Consider the following 17,659-nt stretch of genomic DNA (forward strand, 5'->3'; position numbering starts at 1 on the left):
CGATGATTTGAAGCCCCGCCGATAGACGGCGGGGCTCCTTGATAAAGCGGTTGGACTGATTACTCCGCGATGTCAACGCCGTCAAAGCGATGCGAGCCGAGCGGGTCCATCTTGTAGTTCTGAACGGAGTTGCGCATCGGCATGTAAACGACCGAGTGCGCGAGCGTTGCCCAGGGCGCGTCTTCCTTGAAGACTTCCTGCGCCTTTTTGTAGAGCTCGGCGCGTTCCTCCTGGCTCGAAAGCGTCTTCGCCTTCTGGATCAGGCTCTCGAAATCCTCGTCGCAATATTCCGCGACGTTGTTCGAGGTGCCGACGCCGTCGCAGCCGAGAAGCACCGCGAGGAAGTTGTCCGGGTCACCATTGTCGCCGGTCCAGCCGAGGATGATGGCACCGTCGTGGTCCTTCTCCGCAGCGCGCTTCAGATACTCGCCCCATTCAAAGGAGACGATCTCTGCATCGACGCCGACTTCGGCATAATCCGACTGGATGAGTTCCGCGGCGCGGCGGGCATTCGGCATATAAGGCCGCTGCACGGGCATCGCCCAGATCTTCATCTTGAGGTCGGTCACGCCGGCGTCTTCGAGCATCTTCTTGGCGGCTTCAGGATCGTACGGATCGTCCTCGATGTCGTCGTTGTAGCCCCACATCGTCGGCGGGATCGGGTTCTTGGCCACCGAGCCGGAGCCCTGGAAGACGGCGTCGATGATCGCCTTCTTGTTGATCGCCATGTTGAGCGCTTTGCGCACTTCCGGCTTGTCGAACGGCTCCTGCAGCGTGTTGTACGCGAGATAGGCGACGTTGAGGCCGTTCTGCTCCATGACGTTGATGTCGTCGTTCGACTTCATCGCCTCGATGTCGGCCGGTGCCGGATACGGCATGATCTGGCACTCGTTGGCGAGAAGCTTCTGGTAGCGAACCGCCGCGTCCGGGGTGATGGCGAAGACGAGGTCGTCGATCGCTTCTTTCCCGCCCCAGTAATCCGGATTGGCCTTGTAGCGGATCACCGCATCCTTCTGATAGGCGACGAACTGGAACGGCCCGGTGCCCAGCGGCTGCTGGTTGAGCATCGGCATGTTGTCGTCAGCCTGCAGCTGGTCGGCGTATTCCTTCGACATGATCGAAGCGAAATCCATCGCCATATTGGCGATGAAGGGCGCCTCCGGCCGAGTGAGCACGAACTTGACCGTGTGGTCGTCGACCTTTTCGATGCTCTTCAGGAGGTCTGGCATCGACATGGCGTCGAAATACTGCCACTGGCCGCCCGCATAGTTGTACCAGGGGCTTTCCTTGTCGAGCATGCGGGTGAAGCTGAACACCACGTCGTCGGCATTGAATTCACGCGTCGGCGTGAAGAAGTCCGTGGTCTGGAACTTGACGCCTTCGCGCAGATGGAAGGTGTATTCCATGCCGTCGTCGGACACGTCCCAGCTTTCGGCGAGAGCCGGGACGACTTCCGTCGTACCGCTCTTGAACTCGACCAGGCGGTTGTAGACCGTCTTGGAAGAGGCGTCGAAATCGGTGCCTGCGGTGTAAAGACCGGGATCGAATCCGGCGGGCGAGCCTTCAGAGCAGTAGACAAGCGTCTTGGCCGAAGCCGCGCCAGCTACCATGGCGGCCACGCTGACGCCCAATGCGAGCGCCCGGATGGTGGTTTTGAGGATCATATACGCTCCTTACGAGGGAACTTGAGCAGCGCGGGCCCCACGCCCTCGCCTGCTTGCGACAGGTAACGACGGAATCTAAGCGGAAATCAACAGCAACCTCACGCGGGATCGAACGTTGAAAGGCCGCATATCGAGCCGCTGACCCGCGATCTTTTGGCCCTTATGAAAGACCCATGGCATTTCCCGAACAGCTATTGAGCATGAGCCGACGCACCATTCACCACGTGCGTCATCACTGGGCCCGGCAGGAATTTCTGCTTCTCCTCCTGATCGGCCTCGGAGCCGGTTCGGTCTGGGCTTTCATCGCGCTCGCCGATGAGGTGGTGGAGGGCGAGACACACGCCTTCGACATGTTCGTCATGCTGGCGATGCGCAATCCCGCCGACCACGCCGACCCTCTGGGGCCCTTATGGTTCGAGGAGACGATGCGCGACGTCACGAGCTTCGGCTCGACCTTCGGTCTCGTCTTCGTCTCGTTGACGGTGATCTTCTGGCTCGTTTTGACAAAGCGCCCGCATGCAGGCCTTCTCGTTTTCGCCTCGCTTGCCGGCGGTGCGATCGTCGTCAATGCGCTGAAATACGGCTTTTCCCGCCCACGACCCGATCTCGTTGCGCATTCGGCGGAGGTCTTCACGACGAGCTTTCCGAGCGCTCATGCCGCCATGTCGGCGACGGTCTATTTGACACTCGGTGCGCTCGTCATGCGGTTCAGCAAGGGCAGGGCTCTCAAGCTCTACGCGCTGTTCGTCTCCGTTCTCCTGACGATCCTCGTGGGTCTTTCACGGGTTTATCTCGGCGTCCACTGGCCGACGGATGTCATCGCCGGTTGGGCGATCGGCGCGGCCTGGGCGACTGTCGTGTGGGTGGTGGCGCTTTGGCTGCAGGGGCGGGGCCGCATCGAACCGAGCGGTATCCGCAGCGAGGAGGCCGTCGCGCCGGCCGCAAAGGAGTGAGTGTGCCGCACTGCTCGCGGCGGACGTTTCTGGCCCTGAGCGCCGCTCTCGTTGCCGGGGCAGCGAGAGCTGCCGAAGCGGCCCCCGATCTCGCGGGCCTCGCCGTCACGGACGGCAGCGGGAGTACCCTCTCGTTCCAGGAGATGTTGGGGAAGGGGCCGGCGATCATACATTTCTGGGCGACGTGGTGTGGTCCCTGTCGCGATGAACTGCCGGAAGTCGCGCGATTTGCGGACGTCCTGACAGAGCGGAATTGGAGAGATCGGTTCTTCGTCGTCTCCGTCGATGATCTTCCCTTCGAGCGGGTCCGAGATTTCTATGCCGACGAGCTTGGCCTTCAGAGCCTTCGGAGCTGGCAGCTCGTTCGCGGCAATGCGGGTATGGTCTTTCGTCTGCTTGGTTATCCGGCAACCGTCGTTCTCGGCGATGATCGCTCGCTCAAGCGAACGCTCCGCGGTCCTGCCGCCTGGGACGATCCGGCATTTCGCGAAGAGCTCCTGCGCGAGCTGGCTGCGGCTCGGTAATCCGCGATGCGCTGTTGCTGCGCTCAGTGCGTATGCCCGACATGGCTGTGGTGCATGGCGCCTTCCGCCTCGACCTGCACGAACATGTCGATATGACCGGCGTCGAAACGGAATTCCATCTGGAACTCGTCGCCCTCGTGAAGTTGTCGCGTGAGGCCGTCGAGACGAAGCGCCAGACCGTTGGGTGAAAGCTTGATCTCGCCGCCGGCATTCACCGGCATCTTGGGAAGTGCGACATAGTCCGGCTCGCCTTCTTTGAGCTGGAAGCCGACCAGCTCGACCGTCTCCGCGATGTCGACCTCTCCGCCCTTAAGGACGACGTTCTTGTCGGATTTGTTTTGGATGTCGACAAAGACGAGCGCCGTCTTGGCGTTCGTCGCGCGTGTCCACGCATGGAGGAGACGCACGCCCTGGAACTCTGCCTCATGGTGGCTGTGGTCGTCATGGCTTTCTGTATGCCCGCTTTCCACCGCATGCTCGTGCTTCTCTTGTGCTGAGCTTGGGAAAGCTGCGAGACCGATGGCCGCAAAGGCCGCCGCAAAAGACACGAGACTTAACTTGAGCATTTTCCGCACTCCCTCATGAGATGTTGTCACCCTCGAAGGTCGCGCACCACCGGCCGTGCGAGGGTGATAAAGGCCGGGACGAGAGCGAGCAGAACCGTCAGGCTGACGAAACCGGCGACGAGATGGAATTCCGGCCAGCCAAGGCTGGCGCGGATCAGGATATCGGTTTGGGCGGTCAGGACCCGCGAGATGATGGCGGTGGCGACGATGCCGACGACAACGCCGAGGATGGCGCCAGCGCCGATCAGGAAGGCCGCATAGGACCAAACCACCGCGAAGACGAAGCGTCGCGGGGCACCTAGGGCCCGCAACAAGGCGAGACGGCGCGCAAACAGCCGCATCAAGATGATGAGACCGGAAAGAACGCCGGCCGTGACGAGGACCTGCGTGACGATTGCCATCACCGACAGGATCTGGCGGACATCGCCCAAGAGAGCATGCAGACTGGCAAGGACCGCACCCGGAAAGAACGCCATGGTCTCGGCTGTCGTGAATTCGGAGCGCAGCGCATAATTCGCCCAGAGCTGATCGGCGCGCACCAGAATGGCGGGCGTGCCCGGAAAATAATCCGCGTCGAAGGGCGGTCCGATCTGTTCGGCGCGTGACGGGCGATGTCCGAGGGGAAGGTTGTGGACCTCCCAGACCGCTTCCACCGGGACGAGAATGGCTTTGTCCCATGGGCTGCCGGATGGGGGCATGCGTCCGACGACGGTATAGGAATGGCCCTCATGGGCATGCTCTTCGGCAGACGGGCCGACGCCATGTGCGGGAGTGAAATGGTCTCCGAGATCAAGGGCGACACGTGCGCCGACGACAGCCTCTTCGTGTGCCGCAAAGAGCCTGCCTTCGGCGAGCGCGCCTGAGGACAGATGCGACACGAACTCCGGTGTCGTCCCGACGACCGGCGCACCCTCAAAGCTGTCGCCGAAAGCGATCGGCGCGGCGAGGCTGACATTCTCGTGCTCTGCGATGCGGTTGTAGACCTCGCCCGAAAGAAGCGGCACGTCGGAGGGCTGGAGATAGACGGCCGCGAGCATCATCGTCACTTCGCTGCCGGGGGCGGTGACGACGAGATCGAATTTGTCGGCCGCACGTGCCGTTCCCTGCCGCAGACCGCGCTCCTGGGCGATGAGCCCGACACCGATCCCCACCGAAACCCCGATCAGAATGACGAAGAGAAGGCTCGTCCAGCGGAAGCGCCACAGCATTGCGCGCACCAGCGCAAACGGCCGATAGCCCGTGACGACGAGAAATCCTGTGAGGATCGCCGGCGAAAGCAGGAGGAGGAAGGAGAGCCCGTCCTGGATGCCGGGCGCGAGCCCGCTCCACCAATCGATCGCAGCCTCAAGCATTGCGCCGGACCTCGCCGATGAGGCGCCCGTCCGCCACGTCGATGATGCAGTCGACGGCCTCGTGCACTTTGAGATCATGACTTGCGACGATGAGGGTGCGTCCGCTCTCGCGCGTCAGTTGGATGAGGTCGTCGACGAGCGCGTCGGCCGCTGCCCGGTCGAGGCTTGCCGTCGGTTCGTCCGCGAGAATGATGGAAGGCTCGGTGGCGAGCGCACGTGCCACGGCGACACGCTGACGTTCGCCTCCGGAGAAGGTTGCAACCGTGCGTGCATCGTCTCCTTTGAGGCCGAGCCTTTCGAGCGCTCTCCGCGCGCCTTCGCCGATCTTATGGCGCCGCTTGCGGACATAGGCGCCCGCAAGGCTCGCATTCGCCTCTGCGCTCAACTCCTCGAAGAGAAGGAAATCCTGAAAAATCATGCCGATATGGGCGCGACGGAAAGCAGCGCGTCCGTCCTCCTTCAAGGAGGAAATCTCCGTCTCGCCCCAGCGCACGGAGCCTTTGGCAATCGGCACCAGTCCGGCGAGCGCGAAGAGAAGCGTAGACTTGCCGGCCCCGGACGGACCGCGGATGGCGACCGCCGAACCTGCTGCCACGTCGAACGCATCCGCCTCGAGAATGGCCCGGCCGGCGTCACCCTCGACCCTGAGGCCGGAAACGGAGAGGGGGAGTGCCATCGTCGTCAATCGCGGGCGTAGTGCGATTCGATCGTGCGCACGCGGCTGACGAAGCCCGTCTCGGGATCCTCAAAGGTGCCGAGCTTCAGCCTGCCTTCCACGATGATCGGGACGTTGTAAGGCACGACGTCTATGATGCGTTTGGTGTAGACGGCGAGGATATCGTCCGGCCATTCGGCCTCCGTTTCGCAGAACGGGCAGACGGCCATCGGCCGCTTGGTGAGCACGAAGAAACGCGATTCTGCCTTGAGTGGCGGCGCCATATAGCCCCGCACTTCGATGCGCTCGTTCTCCATCTTCTGCGCGAGATCGGAGAAGGAGAGGTCCTTGTTGTAGAGATCGCGCATACGCAACGTCTCTGCGCAGGCGCGGGAAGAACCGAGGGCCAACGCGGCCGCAAAAGCGGCAAGCAGAGTTCGGCGGTCGATCAGGATTTCGTTTGGCATGACGCCACCGTAGTCGGGCTTTGTGACAGCTGAGAAAACCTGGGGCGCCTGCGACATCATTTTTCGCGGGACGCACTTTTTCTGCCGCCTTTGACGCAAGAGGCTCCGGCGCTTGCCGGAGCCTCCCAGAAAGCGAGATGCCGTCGCGCGGCATCCGTGACTGACGCCTATTCGGCGTTCGCCGCGTGGTTCATCACGTGGAAGATGTAGTTCTGCTCGATGACGCCATCGAAGAGATGGGCGAAGGGGCCGCGCGCCCACACCGCCACGTCCTCGCCGGAATGGCTTTCCGACGACATCGGGATCAGGGCCTGCTGCACATATTCGGAATCTTCCGCCTCTTCCTCGGTGAGGTCGGGGCGGGAACCGGAATAGCTCTTGTCTTCCTGCTCTTTCAGGACGGCGCCGGGGCCGTTGAGGTAACCGATGACGGTGAAGGGTTTGCCGTCGTCGGCGAGAACCGGCTCGTCGGCATGTTTCACCTGCCCCTTGCCGATGTCGTAGCAGAGCCCGAGGATCGGCGAGCCGCGTCCGCAATAGCCGTTGAGTGCGATCGAATGCTCATGGTCGGCCGTGACGATGATGAGCGTGTCTTCCGGATTGGTCATCGCGGCAGCCGCCGCGACCGCATTGGCGAATTCCACGCCGTCCGTCACGGTGCGGAAGGCGTTGCCGTCGTGGTTGGCGTGATCGACGCGACCGGACTCGATCTCAAGATAATAGCCATCGTCGTTCTTGGAGAGATAATCGATGGCCGTTTTGGTCATCTCGGTCAGAGACGGCTCGTCGGCTTCGGTGCGGTCGTGCTCGTACTTCATGTGGCTGTCCTCGAAGAGGGCAAGGACCGGAGTGTCGCCCTCGAGGTTGAGCGCCTTCGCGGTCTCCGTATTCCAGGCGTACTGGATGCCGGCGTCTTGGGCCTCGTTGACGAGGTTGTGGCCGTCCTTGCGGCGGCCTTTTTTGCCTTCTTCGTCGGTCACGGTTTCAGGCAGGAAATAGCGACGGCCTCCGCCCATGGCGATGTCGACGACGCCCGCCTTCATCTGGTCGACAAGCTGCGTGGCGATGTCGGTGCAGCCTTCCGGCGCTTCGCCTTCCCAGTTGCGGTTCGCCGTCTTGGCATAGGCCGCCGCGGGTGTCGCATGGGTGATGCGCGCCGTCGTGACGACGCCGACCGACTTGCCCATTTCGCTCATCAGCTCGGAGAAAAGCGTCAGCTTGTTGCCTTCTTCCGAGGCGCATTCGTTATGAACGGCGTTTTCGCTCAGGTTGATGGTGTTGAAGACCTGCTTCACGCCGGTGTTCATCGAGCCCGCGGTCGGCGCGGAATCAGGCGTCTGGGCGTTGATGTTGTAGGTCTTCACGAGGGCCACGTTCGGAAAGTCTTGATAGGCCTCGTAGGGCAGCACGTGCTCGGAGCCGTATTCGCCGTTCTGCTGGCCGGCATAAAGCCGAATGGCATAATTGGTGCCGACGCCCATGCCATCGGCGATGAACAAGATGACGTTCTTGGCGCGATTGGTGTTGGGCTGATGCTCGAGGCGCTGATTGAGAGCAGCCTCCGCATCGGTGTACCAGCTGCTCTTGCTCTGGACGATGTCCTGGGCAAAGGCCGCGGTGGATCCGAGCGCAAGCGCTGCGGAAGATAAGAGGATGTTTCGAAACACGACCGTCTCCATGCGGAATTCCTTCGGTCGCATTCCTTAACCAAGCCGGATGACAGCTGGACGATTGCTGGGTGACAGCCTGACGACGCTTGAACCGGCTTTCTTTCTGCAGATCTGAGCGGTGTTCGCCGTGCGCGCTTCCGCCGGGCATGCCGCTCTAATGGGCTTCAGCCGCGTACGACCAGACCGTGGGGCGGCAGCCCGGCGCGGACTCGACGGAGATTTTCCGCAACGACGCGGGCGCCTGTCACGGGATCGGCACAGGTGGCGACGTGCGGGGTCAGGATGATGTTCTTCGCACGAAAGATCGGATTGTCCGGGGCGGGCGGCTCATCCCGCAATACGTCGAGCGTCGCGCCGGCGAGATGCCCGCTGTCGAGGGCTGCAATCAGATCCGCTTCGACGAGCTGCGCCCCGCGGCCGACATTGATGAAATAGCTTGCCGCCGGCATGCGTGCGAAGAAGGTCGCATCGTAGAGATCGCGCGTCTCCGGCGTGAGCGGCAGGATCGCCACGAGGATTTCGTTGCGGCCAAGAAACGTATCGAGCCCGTTCGGGCCGTGAAAACAGGCCACGCCCTTGATGGTTTTCTTGCTGCGCGACCAGCCGGCGACGTCGAGGCCGAAAGCGGCGAGAGCCTCGGCGACGGCCCCGCCGAGGCCCCCGAGACCGAGCACACCGACCCGCCGTTCGGCAGCGGGTGTGCGCGGCACCTCCTCCCAGTATCGCGCGCGCTGCCACTGGGCAAAGACATCGAAGCTGCGGTGATAGTGGAGAACCGCGTGCATGACGTATTCGATCATCCCTGCCTTCTGGCCGGGCTCGATCAGGCGGACCACCGGCAGATGGGCGGGAATGTCGGGATTGGTAGCGATCTGGTCGGTGCCGGCGCTCAAGAGGTGGATGCAGCTGAGGTTCGGGAAGAGCTCGAAGGCTCGTGGCGGGATCTGGAAGACGAGGAGGGCATCGATCTCGCTCGGATCGCCGACGTCAGGCCAGACCCTGAGTTCAGCCCCCGGCAGCTCGGCTGCGAGCGCCTTGCCCCAGGCGACAGGATCTGCGGTCTGGCTGTGAAAGAGAATGCGCATGGGTCAATTCGTCGGGGAGGCGGGACGGCGTGTCATCCCTCCCACTCCGTCACGTTCGTGCTCGGGCTTGCGGCAAAGGTCGGAGGGTCGAAGGCGGTGATCTCCGGCACCTCTCCATCGAAGCGTTCGACCTCCACGAGACAGGACTGGGCGCTGGGCCCCTGGCCGAGACGCGATGTCCCCTCATCGCGGGTGAGGACGTTCGGATTGCCATGCTTGTCGAGGCTGTCGGGCGCACCCGGATCGAGCGGATCATACCAGGCGCCGGTGGAAAGCTGGACGACACCCGGCCGCAGCGCATCGGAAAGCCGGACCGCAGCGAGACAGACGCCGCGGTCGTTGAAGACCCGCACGACGTCGCCGTCGGCAATGCCGCGTGCGGCGGCATCGTCCGGGTGCATGCGGATCGGCTCGCGCCCGTGCACCTTGTGGGCGCGCGAATGGCTGCCGGAATCGTACTGGCTGTGGAGCCGCGTCTTCGGTTGGTTGGAGAGGAGATGGAGCGGGAAGTGGGCCGCTGCGGGGCTCGCCAGCCATTCGCGTGGTTCGAGCCACGCGGCATGTCCCGGGCAGTCGTCGTAGCCGAAGCCGTCAATCGTCTCGGAGAAGAGCTCGATGCGACCGGACGGCGTTGGCAGCGGATTGGCCTCCGGATCGTCGCGGAAGTCGTCGAGAAGGTTCTGATCTTTTTCCGGCGCAGGAAAGAGGCAGAGCCCGGCACGCCAGAACGTGTCGAAATCCGGCAAATCGAGGCCGGCTTCGCTGCCCCGCTGGCGGGCGATCCCGTAGAGGTGGCGCAGCCACCCTTCCTCGTCGCGGCCATCCGTGAATGCCTCTTCGACCCCGAGGCGGTCGGCAAGCCCGGTGAAGATGGCGAAGTCGTCGCGCGCCTCGCCCGCCGGTTCGGCGATGCGATGCGAGGCGGAAATGAAGCGGTCGCGGCCTGCGGCTGCGATGTCGTTGCGCTCCAGCGCCGTCGTCGCCGGAAAGACGATGTCGGCGTGGCGGGCGAGCGGGTTCCACCAGGATTCGTGCACGATGATCGTGTCCGGCCGCTGCCAGGCGCGGCGCAGCCGGTTCAGGTCCTGATGGTGGTGGAAGGGGTTGCCACCAGCCCAGTAGACGAGCCGAATATCGGGATAGCGCCGGCGTTCGCCGTTGAAGTCGTAGGCTTCGCCGGGGCCGAGAAGCATGTCGGCGATGCGGGCGACGGGGATGAAGTCGGTGACCGCGTTGTTGCCCTGCGGCAGCGATGGCCAGGACATCTCCGGCACATTGTTGCCGATGCCGTTGACGGAGGCGTAGCCGAAGCCGAAGCCGCCGCCCGGCAGGCCGATCTGGCCGAGCATGGCGGCGAGCGTGATGGCCATGAAATAGGGCTGCTCGCCGTGGTCGGCGCGCTGCAGCGACCACGCCATCATGATGAAGGTGCGCGTGGCGGCCATGCGGCGGGCGAGAGCGCGGATCGTCTCCGCCGGAATGTCGGTTCGCGATGCCGCCCAATCGGCGTCCTTGGGCGTCCCGTCCTGTCGTCCGAAGAGATAGGCTTCGAACCGGTCGTAGCCGGTCGTGTGGCGCTCCAGGAAGGTGCGGTTTGCCAACCCTTCCACGGCGAGCGTGTGGGCGAGCCCGAGCATCAGGGCGACATCGCTGGTCGGCCGGATCGGCAGCCATTCCGGCGCCGGATCGCCGACCGTGTCGTCACGGATCGGGCTGACGGAGATGATCTCCGCGCCGTTTCGTTGCGCCGTCGCGATCGCCTCGCTGACGATGTGGCGCGCGATGCCGCCGGAGGAGACCTGCGCATTCTTGCGCGGCGCGCCGCCGAACATCACGATGAGACCGCTCTCTCTGGCGATCACGTCCCAGGTCGTGTGGCGGGAGACGAGACCGCGCTTGTCGCCGAGGACATGCGGCACGATCGTGTCCGCGGCGGCGTAGGAGTAGTTCTGGACGGAGCGGGTGTAGCCGCCGATCGTGTTGAGGAAGCGGTGGATCTGGCTCTGCGCATGGTGGAAGCGCCCGGCGCTCGCCCATCCGTAGGAGCCCCCGTAAATCGCCGAATTACCGTGCTCTTTGCGCACGCGGTCGAGTTCCGACGCGGCGAGATCGAGAGCATCCTCCCAGGACACCTCGACGAACGGTTCGTTGCCGCGGCCTGCGCCGCCGGCCTTATGACCCTTCTCAAGGAAAGACCGGCGCACGGCGGGCCGCAGGATGCGGCTCGGATTGTCGAGCGCATCGATCATCGAACCGGCGATCGGGGAGGGGTCGGGATCCTCCGCCACCGGATCGAGCGCTTTGAGCCGGCCACCCTCCCAGCGGGCGCGGTAGGTGCCCCAATGGGTGGCTACGGTCGGCTTCTCGGGCTCTGGCAGCATGCGGCGGAATCCTCATCGACGTGGCCCCGGGGCAAGGCCTTGGGATCGGGCCTTGGGACGGGGCTTTAGTAGGGAGGAGGGGCGGCCGCGACCGCCCCGGTTTGGCTCAAGGATGAAGGACGATCTGGCCCGTGGTGCGGCGGGCAGCAAGCGCTCTGTGCGCCTCGGCTGCCTCGGCGAGCGGGAACGTCTGGTTGATGTCGCTGCGCACGATCCCCTTGCGGATGGCGGCAAAGAGGTTTTCTGCCGTCTCCAGAAGGTCGGCGCGGTCGGCGATGTAGGGAAACACCTGCGGGCGCGACAGCGCGATGCATTTCGGTGCCAGAACCGCGATGTTGACCGGAGGCACGGCGCCGGATGCGTTGCCGAAGCTGATCAGATGGCCGAACTTCGAGACGGCCTTCAAGGAGGTCTCGAAGGTGTCCTTGCCGACGCCGTCATAGATGAGGCGGCAGCCCTTGCCGCCGGTGATCTCGGCGACGCGCTCCGCCACATCCTCTTTGGTGCTGACGATGACATGGTCGGCGCCTGCGTCGGCTGCGAGCTTCGCCTTGGCATCGGAGCCGACCGTGCCGATCACGGTGGCGCCGATGGCTTTCGCCCAGGCGGTGAGGAGAAGGCCGACGCCGCCGGCCGCCGCATGGACGAGGATCGTATCGTCCGCCGTTGCCACTGCCGTCTTGTGGAGGAGGCGCTCCACCGTCATTCCCTTCAGCATGAGGGCTGCGGCCGTATCATCGCTGATGTCGTCGGGAAGCGGCACGAGACGGTCGGCCGGCATCACCCGACGTTCGCTGTAGGAGCCGGGGGCGGTCGTGACATAGGCGACGCGGTCACCGACCTTCAGCCCTTCAACGCCGGGGCCGAGGCTTTCGACGACGCCGGCCGCCTCCATGCCGGGCGTGCCCGGCAGCGTCATCATCGGATAAGCGCCCTCGCGCACATAGATGTCGATGAAATTGACGCCGATGGCGGTATGGCGAAGCGCAACCTCGTTTTCGGCGGGCGTCGGATCCTCGCGCTCGCGCCATTCCAGCACCTCTGGTCCGCCCTTGTCGGTCTGGATGATCGCTTTCGACATGAAAATCCTCTTTTTGCTGTGATCTTCGGGAGGGCTCAGGCTTTGCCCGGCCGCGGCAGGTTCGTCGGGCCCCGGAGGGTCATCGGCGGGTTCCATGCGCCGAGAAGGCGCCATGCGAAACCGAGATGCTCGCGCTGAAGATAGGTGAGGCGATCGGCGTCGCGCGCCTTCAAGGCGTTGAGAAGCTCGCTGTGCTCGCCGGCGGCGGCCGTCCATTCCTGCGTGCTCATCACGGCCAGATAGCGGATGCGATAGAGGCGGATGTTGAGATGGCTGTGCATCTCCATCAGCGTGGAATTGTGGGAGGCCGCGACGATGGCAAGGTGGAAGCCCTGATTGGCAGCGAAATAGGCGGCCCTGTCCTCCTCGGCGAAGGCGCGCGCCATCACCTTGTCGTAATGGGCGACGCGCAGGAGGTCGGCCTCGGTTGCTGCACCACAGGCGATGCGCCCCCCGAGCGCTTCGAGCTCGGAATAGACCGCCAGCATTTCCGCGATTTCGGCATCCGTGGAATGGACGACGACCGCTCCTTTGTTCGGGGTCAGATCGACGAGCCGCTCCATCGCCAGGATCTTGAGCGCATCGCGCAGAGGTGTGCGTGAGACGTTGAGCTCTTCGGCGATGCGGCGCTCGCGGATGCGCTCGCCGGGCTTCAGGTGATCATGGATTATCAGGTCACGAACATACTCTGCGACCTGTTGGGGCAGGGGCCTCGGCGCCACGCCATGGGCGCCGGCCTCGCCATTTCTGCTCGAAGGGAATCGGAGGTCGGAACTGGTCTCGTCCATCTTGCTCTGGCGCTCCTCGTCCTTCTCTCATCCCCGGCGCCTGAAAGGCGGTTTCTCGCGGCGGGCCAAAGACCGAACGGCTTTCTTTCGGCACGTCCCGCAGCAGATTCTTGTTGCTTCAAACCGGGGGAGCGGAATGCTCTGATAGAAGAATGTTGGCATACAATATTGACGGATGGCATGCAATACGCCACGCTGGCCTCGTCTGTTCTACTTGAAGCGGAAAGGACATGATGCCCGATAGCGGTTCGTCAGGCTCTCAGCCCCGCCCGGAGACGCTCCTGAGCCGGCTCGGCCGGCCGGTCGCCCATCCTGGGCCGGTCAACATGCCGCTGCATCGCGCCTCGACCATCGTCTTCGATACGTTGGAAGAACTGGAAGCGGCCAAGAGCGCTCGCTTCGATAAGGGCACTTTGTTTTACGGCCGCTTCGGCACGCCGGATGTCTTTGCCTTCGAAGAAGCGATCGCTACCCTCTCGGGTGGCTACGGCACCGTCGCCGTCCCGTCCGGTCTCGCCGCCTGCGTGCTGCCGCTCGTCGCCTTTCTAAAGCCCGGCGATCATGTGCTGGTCACCGACAGTGTCTACGAGCCGGCGCGGACCTCGCTCTCCGCCTTCATCGCCCGCAGCGGTGTCGAGGTGAGCTATTTCGATCCGCGGGCCGGCGCGGCGATTGCGGAGGCGATGCGGCCCAACACACGCCTCGTCTATCTTGAATCACCGGGATCGCTCACCTTCGAAATTCAGGACTTGCCGGCGATCGCGGCAGTGGCCCGAGCCCGCGGCGCGCTCACCATGTGCGACAACACCTGGGCATCGCCGCTTTTTCTGAAGCCGCTCGCACTTGGCGTCGATCTGGTGGTGGAGGCCGCGACCAAATATGTGGTCGGCCACTCGGACGCCATGATCGGTACGGTGACTACGGCGCGCGAGGACCATCACCGGCTGCTGCGGCAGGCTGCGAACTGGCTCGGCTACCGCATCTCCCCTGACGACGTCTATCTCGCCGCGCGGGGCTTGCGCACGCTCGGCGTGCGGCTGGAACGGCATTACCGCACGGGGCTCGCTCTTGCCGAATGGCTGGAGAGCCAGCCGCAGGTGCGACGCGTCCTGCATCCCGCCCTTGCCTCCCATCCTGATCATGCCCTTTGGCGCCGAGACTTTTCCGGTGCTTCGGGCCTCTTTGCCATCGAGCTCGACACCACCAAGGCCGGTGCGACCGTCTTCGTGGAAGCGCTGCAGCTCTTTTCCCAGGGCTTCTCCTGGGGCGGCTTTGAAAGCCTCGCCCTCCTCACCGATCCGGGACATGCCCGCACGGCGACGCGCTGGGAGGCCGAGGGCAGTCTCGTGCGTCTCTATGCGGGGCTGGAGGACGCAGACGACCTGAAGGCGGATCTCAGATCCGGTCTCGACCGGTTCGATGTCTTCACCCGCGGGTAGCGGCGCCGGGGCTTTCCGCTCCGGTCCGTCTGCCTGCCATAAGCAAAGGGGAACGTGATGAAGACAGGAATTGCAGCGTACGGAGCACGGCTCGCAGCCGCCGTCGTTCTCGGCGCGGGAGTGCTCCTCTCAGCGGCGCCGAGCCGGGCGGCTGAGAACCTCGAATGGGCCGCCGGCTCGCCGGGCGGCAGCTGGTTCACGATCGTGACGGGCCTTGCCAACATCGTCATGGAGGAGAACCCGGATATCAAAATCCGCGTCGTGCCGGGTGGCGGTCGCGACAACCCCACGCGCATCGAGAGCGGTATCAGCCAGATGGGCATGGGCATCGATTTTCTCGCCGCCGCGGCGATGAAGGGCGAAGACCCTTATGACCGCAAGCACGAGACTCTGCGCTCGCTTGGCGGCACCTGGGCGCCGGCGGAGTTCCACGTCATCGTCGCATCAGATGACGAGCGTCCACTTGCCGAGATCCTCGCCGATCCGAAAATCCGCATCGGCACTTCGCCGCGTGCCACCTCGGAGGAGCTGACGCTGCAGCGGGCGCTCGCTTTCTACGACAATTCCTCCGAAAAGATCTCCGAGGCGGGCGGGACGCTCATCAACGGCACCTACACGCAGCTCATCTCCGCCTTTCAGGACGGACAGATCGACGTCCTTTGGGGCGCGGGTAGCGCGCCGACAGGGATTGCGTTGGAGACCGAGACCGGCCGCCGCGACGCGCGGCTCGTGCCCTTCGGCGACGATCTGATGACCTACCTCTCCGACACCTATGGCTACGGCAGGGGCACGATCCCCGCCGGGTCGTACGAAAAGCTGCAGGCGGGCGAGGGCGATGTCCCCGTCACCACCATGGAAGCGCTCATCCTGATGTCCTCGAATGTGTCGGAGGACACCGCCTACACGATCACCAAGACGCTGATCGAGAACCGCGACCGCTTCGGCAACATCTACAAGGTGCTGGGCCGGTACGATCCGAGCGTGGCCTGGAAGAACCAGCCGGTGCCGCTGCATCCGGGCGCCGAGAAGGCGTACAAGGAACTCGGCTTCATGAAATGACCACCCGGGAGCGCCCACGCCCCGGGCGCTCCTGCTACGCAGCGGAGTGGTGAAGCATGCGTGACCTCAAAGGACCGATCGGCATCGCTGTCGCCGTCTGGCTGGCCGCGATGGCGGCCCTGCACTTCTATTTCACGGGCTTCGGCTTTCCAGAGCCGTTGAAGCTCGCGAGCCTGCACCTCATGTTTGCGGTGCCGCCGATTTTCCTGCTCTACCCTGCTTTCAAGAACTCGCCGCGCCATCGCCCGAGCGTTGTGGACGGCATGTTCGCCGTCGCGGCCTTTCTGCCGAGCCTTTATATCTATCTCGACCCCGGCCGGGTCTACGACCGGAGCGCTTTCATCGATCCGCCGACGCTTCTGGAGACGGTGCTCGGCACCATCCTCGTCGTCCTGATCCTGGAGGCGGTGCGGCGCGCGCTCTCCATTGCGCTCTCGATCCTGACCGGCCTCGTCATCCTTTATATGTTCATCTGCGATCTTCTGCCCGGCGTCTGGTACTACCGCGACCTACCGTACAATCAGATCATCGACATCCTCTATCTGATGAACGGCAGTGGCCTTTACGGCCAGCTCACCGGTATTTCTGCGACCATCGTCGCAGCCTTCCTCGTCTTCGGCGCATTTCTGCAGACAAGCGGTATGGGCCGGCTCTTCATGCATCTCGGCACCTTCCTCGCCGGGCGCTACAAGGGAGGACCGGCGAAAGTCGTCGTGGTGGAATCCGGCCTCTTCGGCATGACGAGCGGTTCCTCCGTCGCCAATGTCGTTGTCACCGGCTCCGTCACCATCCCGGAGATGAAGCGCATGGGCTTCCCGCCGGCGATGGCCGGCGGCATCGAGGCGGCGGCAAGCGTCGGTGGTCTCATCATGCCGCCGATCATGGGCGCCGCGGCCTTCGTGATGGCCGAGATGATCTCGGTGCCATACGTGGACATCATCTCCGCCGCCTTCATTGGCGCCGTCCTCTATTATCTCGGCATCTTCGTCGCCGTGCACTTCCAGTCGAAGCGGCTCGGCATCGCCTCGCTGCCGAAGCACGAGATAGCCACCTTCCGGGACGTTCTTTTCGACGTGCACTTCGTCATCCCGATCGTCGTGCTGCTGACGTTGATGACGATGCATTTCTCGCCGTATTTTTCGGCCTTCTGGGCAACGGTCGCCGTCGTCGTCAGCGCCTGGTTGCGCACGCATACGCGCATGGGGCCGATGAAGATCTGGACGGCGCTCGTCAATGCCGGGCGAACGATCTGTGTCATCGCTGTCGCCGTTACGGCTGCCGGCATCATCACCGCAGCCCTCACAAATACCGGGCTCCTGCTCGCCTTCACCGGCATCATCAAGGACCTGGCCGGGGATTCCCTCTTCCTGCTCGTCGTGCTGGTGGCGATCAGCTGCCTGTTCCTCGGCATGGGGGTGCCGACCACGCCCGCCTACATCATCACCGCGGCCATCGGAGCGCCGATCATCGCCGAGCACGGCGTGGCGCCACTCCTGTCGATCCATCTCTTCGTGCTGTATTTCGCGGTCCTTGCCGACGCGACGCCGCCAGTCGCGGCCGCCTCCTATGCGGCTGCGGCGATTGCGGGAGCCAATCCGATCATGACCGGATTCCATGCCTTCCGCATGGCCGTCGGCGGTTTCATCGTCGGCATCGCCTTTATCTACGAGCCTGCGATCACGCTTGATGGTTCGCTCTACGAGATCGTCACCGCTACGGCGGCGATCGCCAGCGGCATCGTGCTGATCAGCCTCGGCTATGTCGGCTACACCGACGGCCGCCTGCCGTTGTGGCTGCGTGGGCTCCTGATCGTGGCCGGCATCGGCTGCGCGCTCCTGCACACGGTGCCGGAGCTCTATCGCAGCCTCTTCGGCTTTGCCCTCGTCGCCACCGTCATCCTTGGAGGGCGGCGCTATTTCGCCGTCACGGCCGAGCGCAAGCCTGCCTCCGAACTCGGAAACGAAGCTTAGGTGAA

The 17,659-nt window shown here is 64.0% G+C and carries 15 protein-coding genes; 5 read left to right on the forward strand and 10 right to left on the reverse strand.

The window, feature by feature from the left end; all coding sequences use genetic code 11:
- Window positions 1–59 precede the first annotated feature (59 nt).
- Entirely contained in the window at window positions 60–1,664 is a 1,605-nt protein-coding gene (locus BLP76_RS02300) for an ABC transporter substrate-binding protein (RefSeq protein WP_092809265.1), read from the reverse strand.
- 173 nt (window positions 1,665–1,837) lie between these two features.
- Here BLP76_RS02300 and BLP76_RS02305 point away from each other — a divergent pair, with 173 nt between their 5' ends.
- Window positions 1,838–2,617, forward strand: coding sequence for a phosphatase PAP2 family protein (locus tag BLP76_RS02305; protein ID WP_200170478.1), 780 nt, complete (start codon window positions 1,838–1,840; stop codon window positions 2,615–2,617).
- A 2-nt stretch (window positions 2,618–2,619) separates the two neighbouring features.
- Window positions 2,620–3,141, forward strand: a complete 522-nt coding sequence (locus tag BLP76_RS02310) for a TlpA family protein disulfide reductase (protein ID WP_170130350.1) — start codon at window positions 2,620–2,622, stop codon at window positions 3,139–3,141.
- Between the two features lie 23 nt (window positions 3,142–3,164).
- Here the strand turns inward: BLP76_RS02310 and BLP76_RS02315 are convergent, their stop codons facing one another.
- The 9 genes from BLP76_RS02315 to BLP76_RS02355 all read right to left on the reverse strand — a co-directional run bounded on the left by BLP76_RS02315 (window position 3,165) and on the right by BLP76_RS02355 (window position 13,186).
- A complete protein-coding gene (locus BLP76_RS02315) occupies window positions 3,165–3,707 on the reverse strand; it encodes a copper chaperone PCu(A)C (protein ID WP_092809266.1) in 543 nt (180 codons plus the stop codon).
- A 26-nt stretch (window positions 3,708–3,733) separates the two neighbouring features.
- A complete protein-coding gene (locus BLP76_RS02320) occupies window positions 3,734–5,059 on the reverse strand; it encodes an ABC transporter permease family protein (RefSeq protein WP_092809267.1) in 1,326 nt (441 codons plus the stop codon).
- Window positions 5,052–5,735, reverse strand: coding sequence for an ABC transporter ATP-binding protein (locus BLP76_RS02325; RefSeq protein ID WP_092810062.1), 684 nt, complete (start codon window positions 5,733–5,735; stop codon window positions 5,052–5,054). Before BLP76_RS02325 ends, BLP76_RS02320 begins: the two co-directional genes overlap by 8 nt.
- 5 nt (window positions 5,736–5,740) lie before the next feature.
- Window positions 5,741–6,181 carry a hypothetical protein gene (locus BLP76_RS02330; RefSeq protein WP_200170477.1) on the reverse strand — a complete coding sequence of 147 codons (441 nt, stop codon included), beginning with the start codon at window positions 6,179–6,181 and terminating at the stop codon, window positions 5,741–5,743.
- A 167-nt stretch (window positions 6,182–6,348) separates the two neighbouring features.
- Complete coding sequence (locus tag BLP76_RS02335; RefSeq protein WP_092809268.1) at window positions 6,349–7,860, reverse strand: alkaline phosphatase; 1,512 nt, start codon at window positions 7,858–7,860, stop codon at window positions 6,349–6,351.
- Between the two features lie 155 nt (window positions 7,861–8,015).
- The gene (locus tag BLP76_RS02340; protein WP_092809269.1) at window positions 8,016–8,936 is read right to left on the reverse strand and encodes a 2-hydroxyacid dehydrogenase; all 921 of its coding nucleotides are present in this window, start codon (window positions 8,934–8,936) and stop codon (window positions 8,016–8,018) included.
- Window positions 8,937–8,968: 32 nt separating this feature from the next.
- Window positions 8,969–11,317, reverse strand: coding sequence for a molybdopterin-dependent oxidoreductase (locus BLP76_RS02345; protein WP_092809270.1), 2,349 nt, complete (start codon window positions 11,315–11,317; stop codon window positions 8,969–8,971).
- Window positions 11,318–11,423: 106 nt separating this feature from the next.
- Window positions 11,424–12,398 (reverse strand): quinone oxidoreductase family protein, encoded by a 975-nt coding sequence (locus BLP76_RS02350; protein ID WP_092809271.1) that lies wholly within the window; start codon window positions 12,396–12,398, stop codon window positions 11,424–11,426.
- Between the two features lie 35 nt (window positions 12,399–12,433).
- Complete coding sequence (locus BLP76_RS02355) at window positions 12,434–13,186, reverse strand: GntR family transcriptional regulator (RefSeq protein ID WP_092809272.1); 753 nt, start codon at window positions 13,184–13,186, stop codon at window positions 12,434–12,436.
- Window positions 13,187–13,416: 230 nt separating this feature from the next.
- Here BLP76_RS02355 and metC point away from each other — a divergent pair, with 230 nt between their 5' ends.
- The 3 genes from metC to BLP76_RS02370 are packed head-to-tail and all read left to right on the forward strand — an operon-like array spanning window position 13,417 to window position 17,654.
- On the forward strand, window positions 13,417–14,625 hold the full coding sequence (metC, locus tag BLP76_RS02360) for a cystathionine beta-lyase (protein ID WP_092809273.1): 1,209 nt from the start codon (window positions 13,417–13,419) through the stop codon (window positions 14,623–14,625).
- 57 nt (window positions 14,626–14,682) lie between these two features.
- Complete coding sequence (locus BLP76_RS02365) at window positions 14,683–15,684, forward strand: TAXI family TRAP transporter solute-binding subunit (protein ID WP_092809274.1); 1,002 nt, start codon at window positions 14,683–14,685, stop codon at window positions 15,682–15,684.
- 56 nt (window positions 15,685–15,740) lie between these two features.
- Window positions 15,741–17,654, forward strand: a complete 1,914-nt coding sequence (locus BLP76_RS02370) for a TRAP transporter permease (protein ID WP_092809275.1) — start codon at window positions 15,741–15,743, stop codon at window positions 17,652–17,654.
- Window positions 17,655–17,659 lie beyond the last annotated feature (5 nt).

Origin of the sequence: Afifella marina DSM 2698, from assembly GCF_900102695.1 — a bacterium.
Classification (GTDB): domain Bacteria; phylum Pseudomonadota; class Alphaproteobacteria; order Rhizobiales; family Afifellaceae; genus Afifella; species Afifella marina.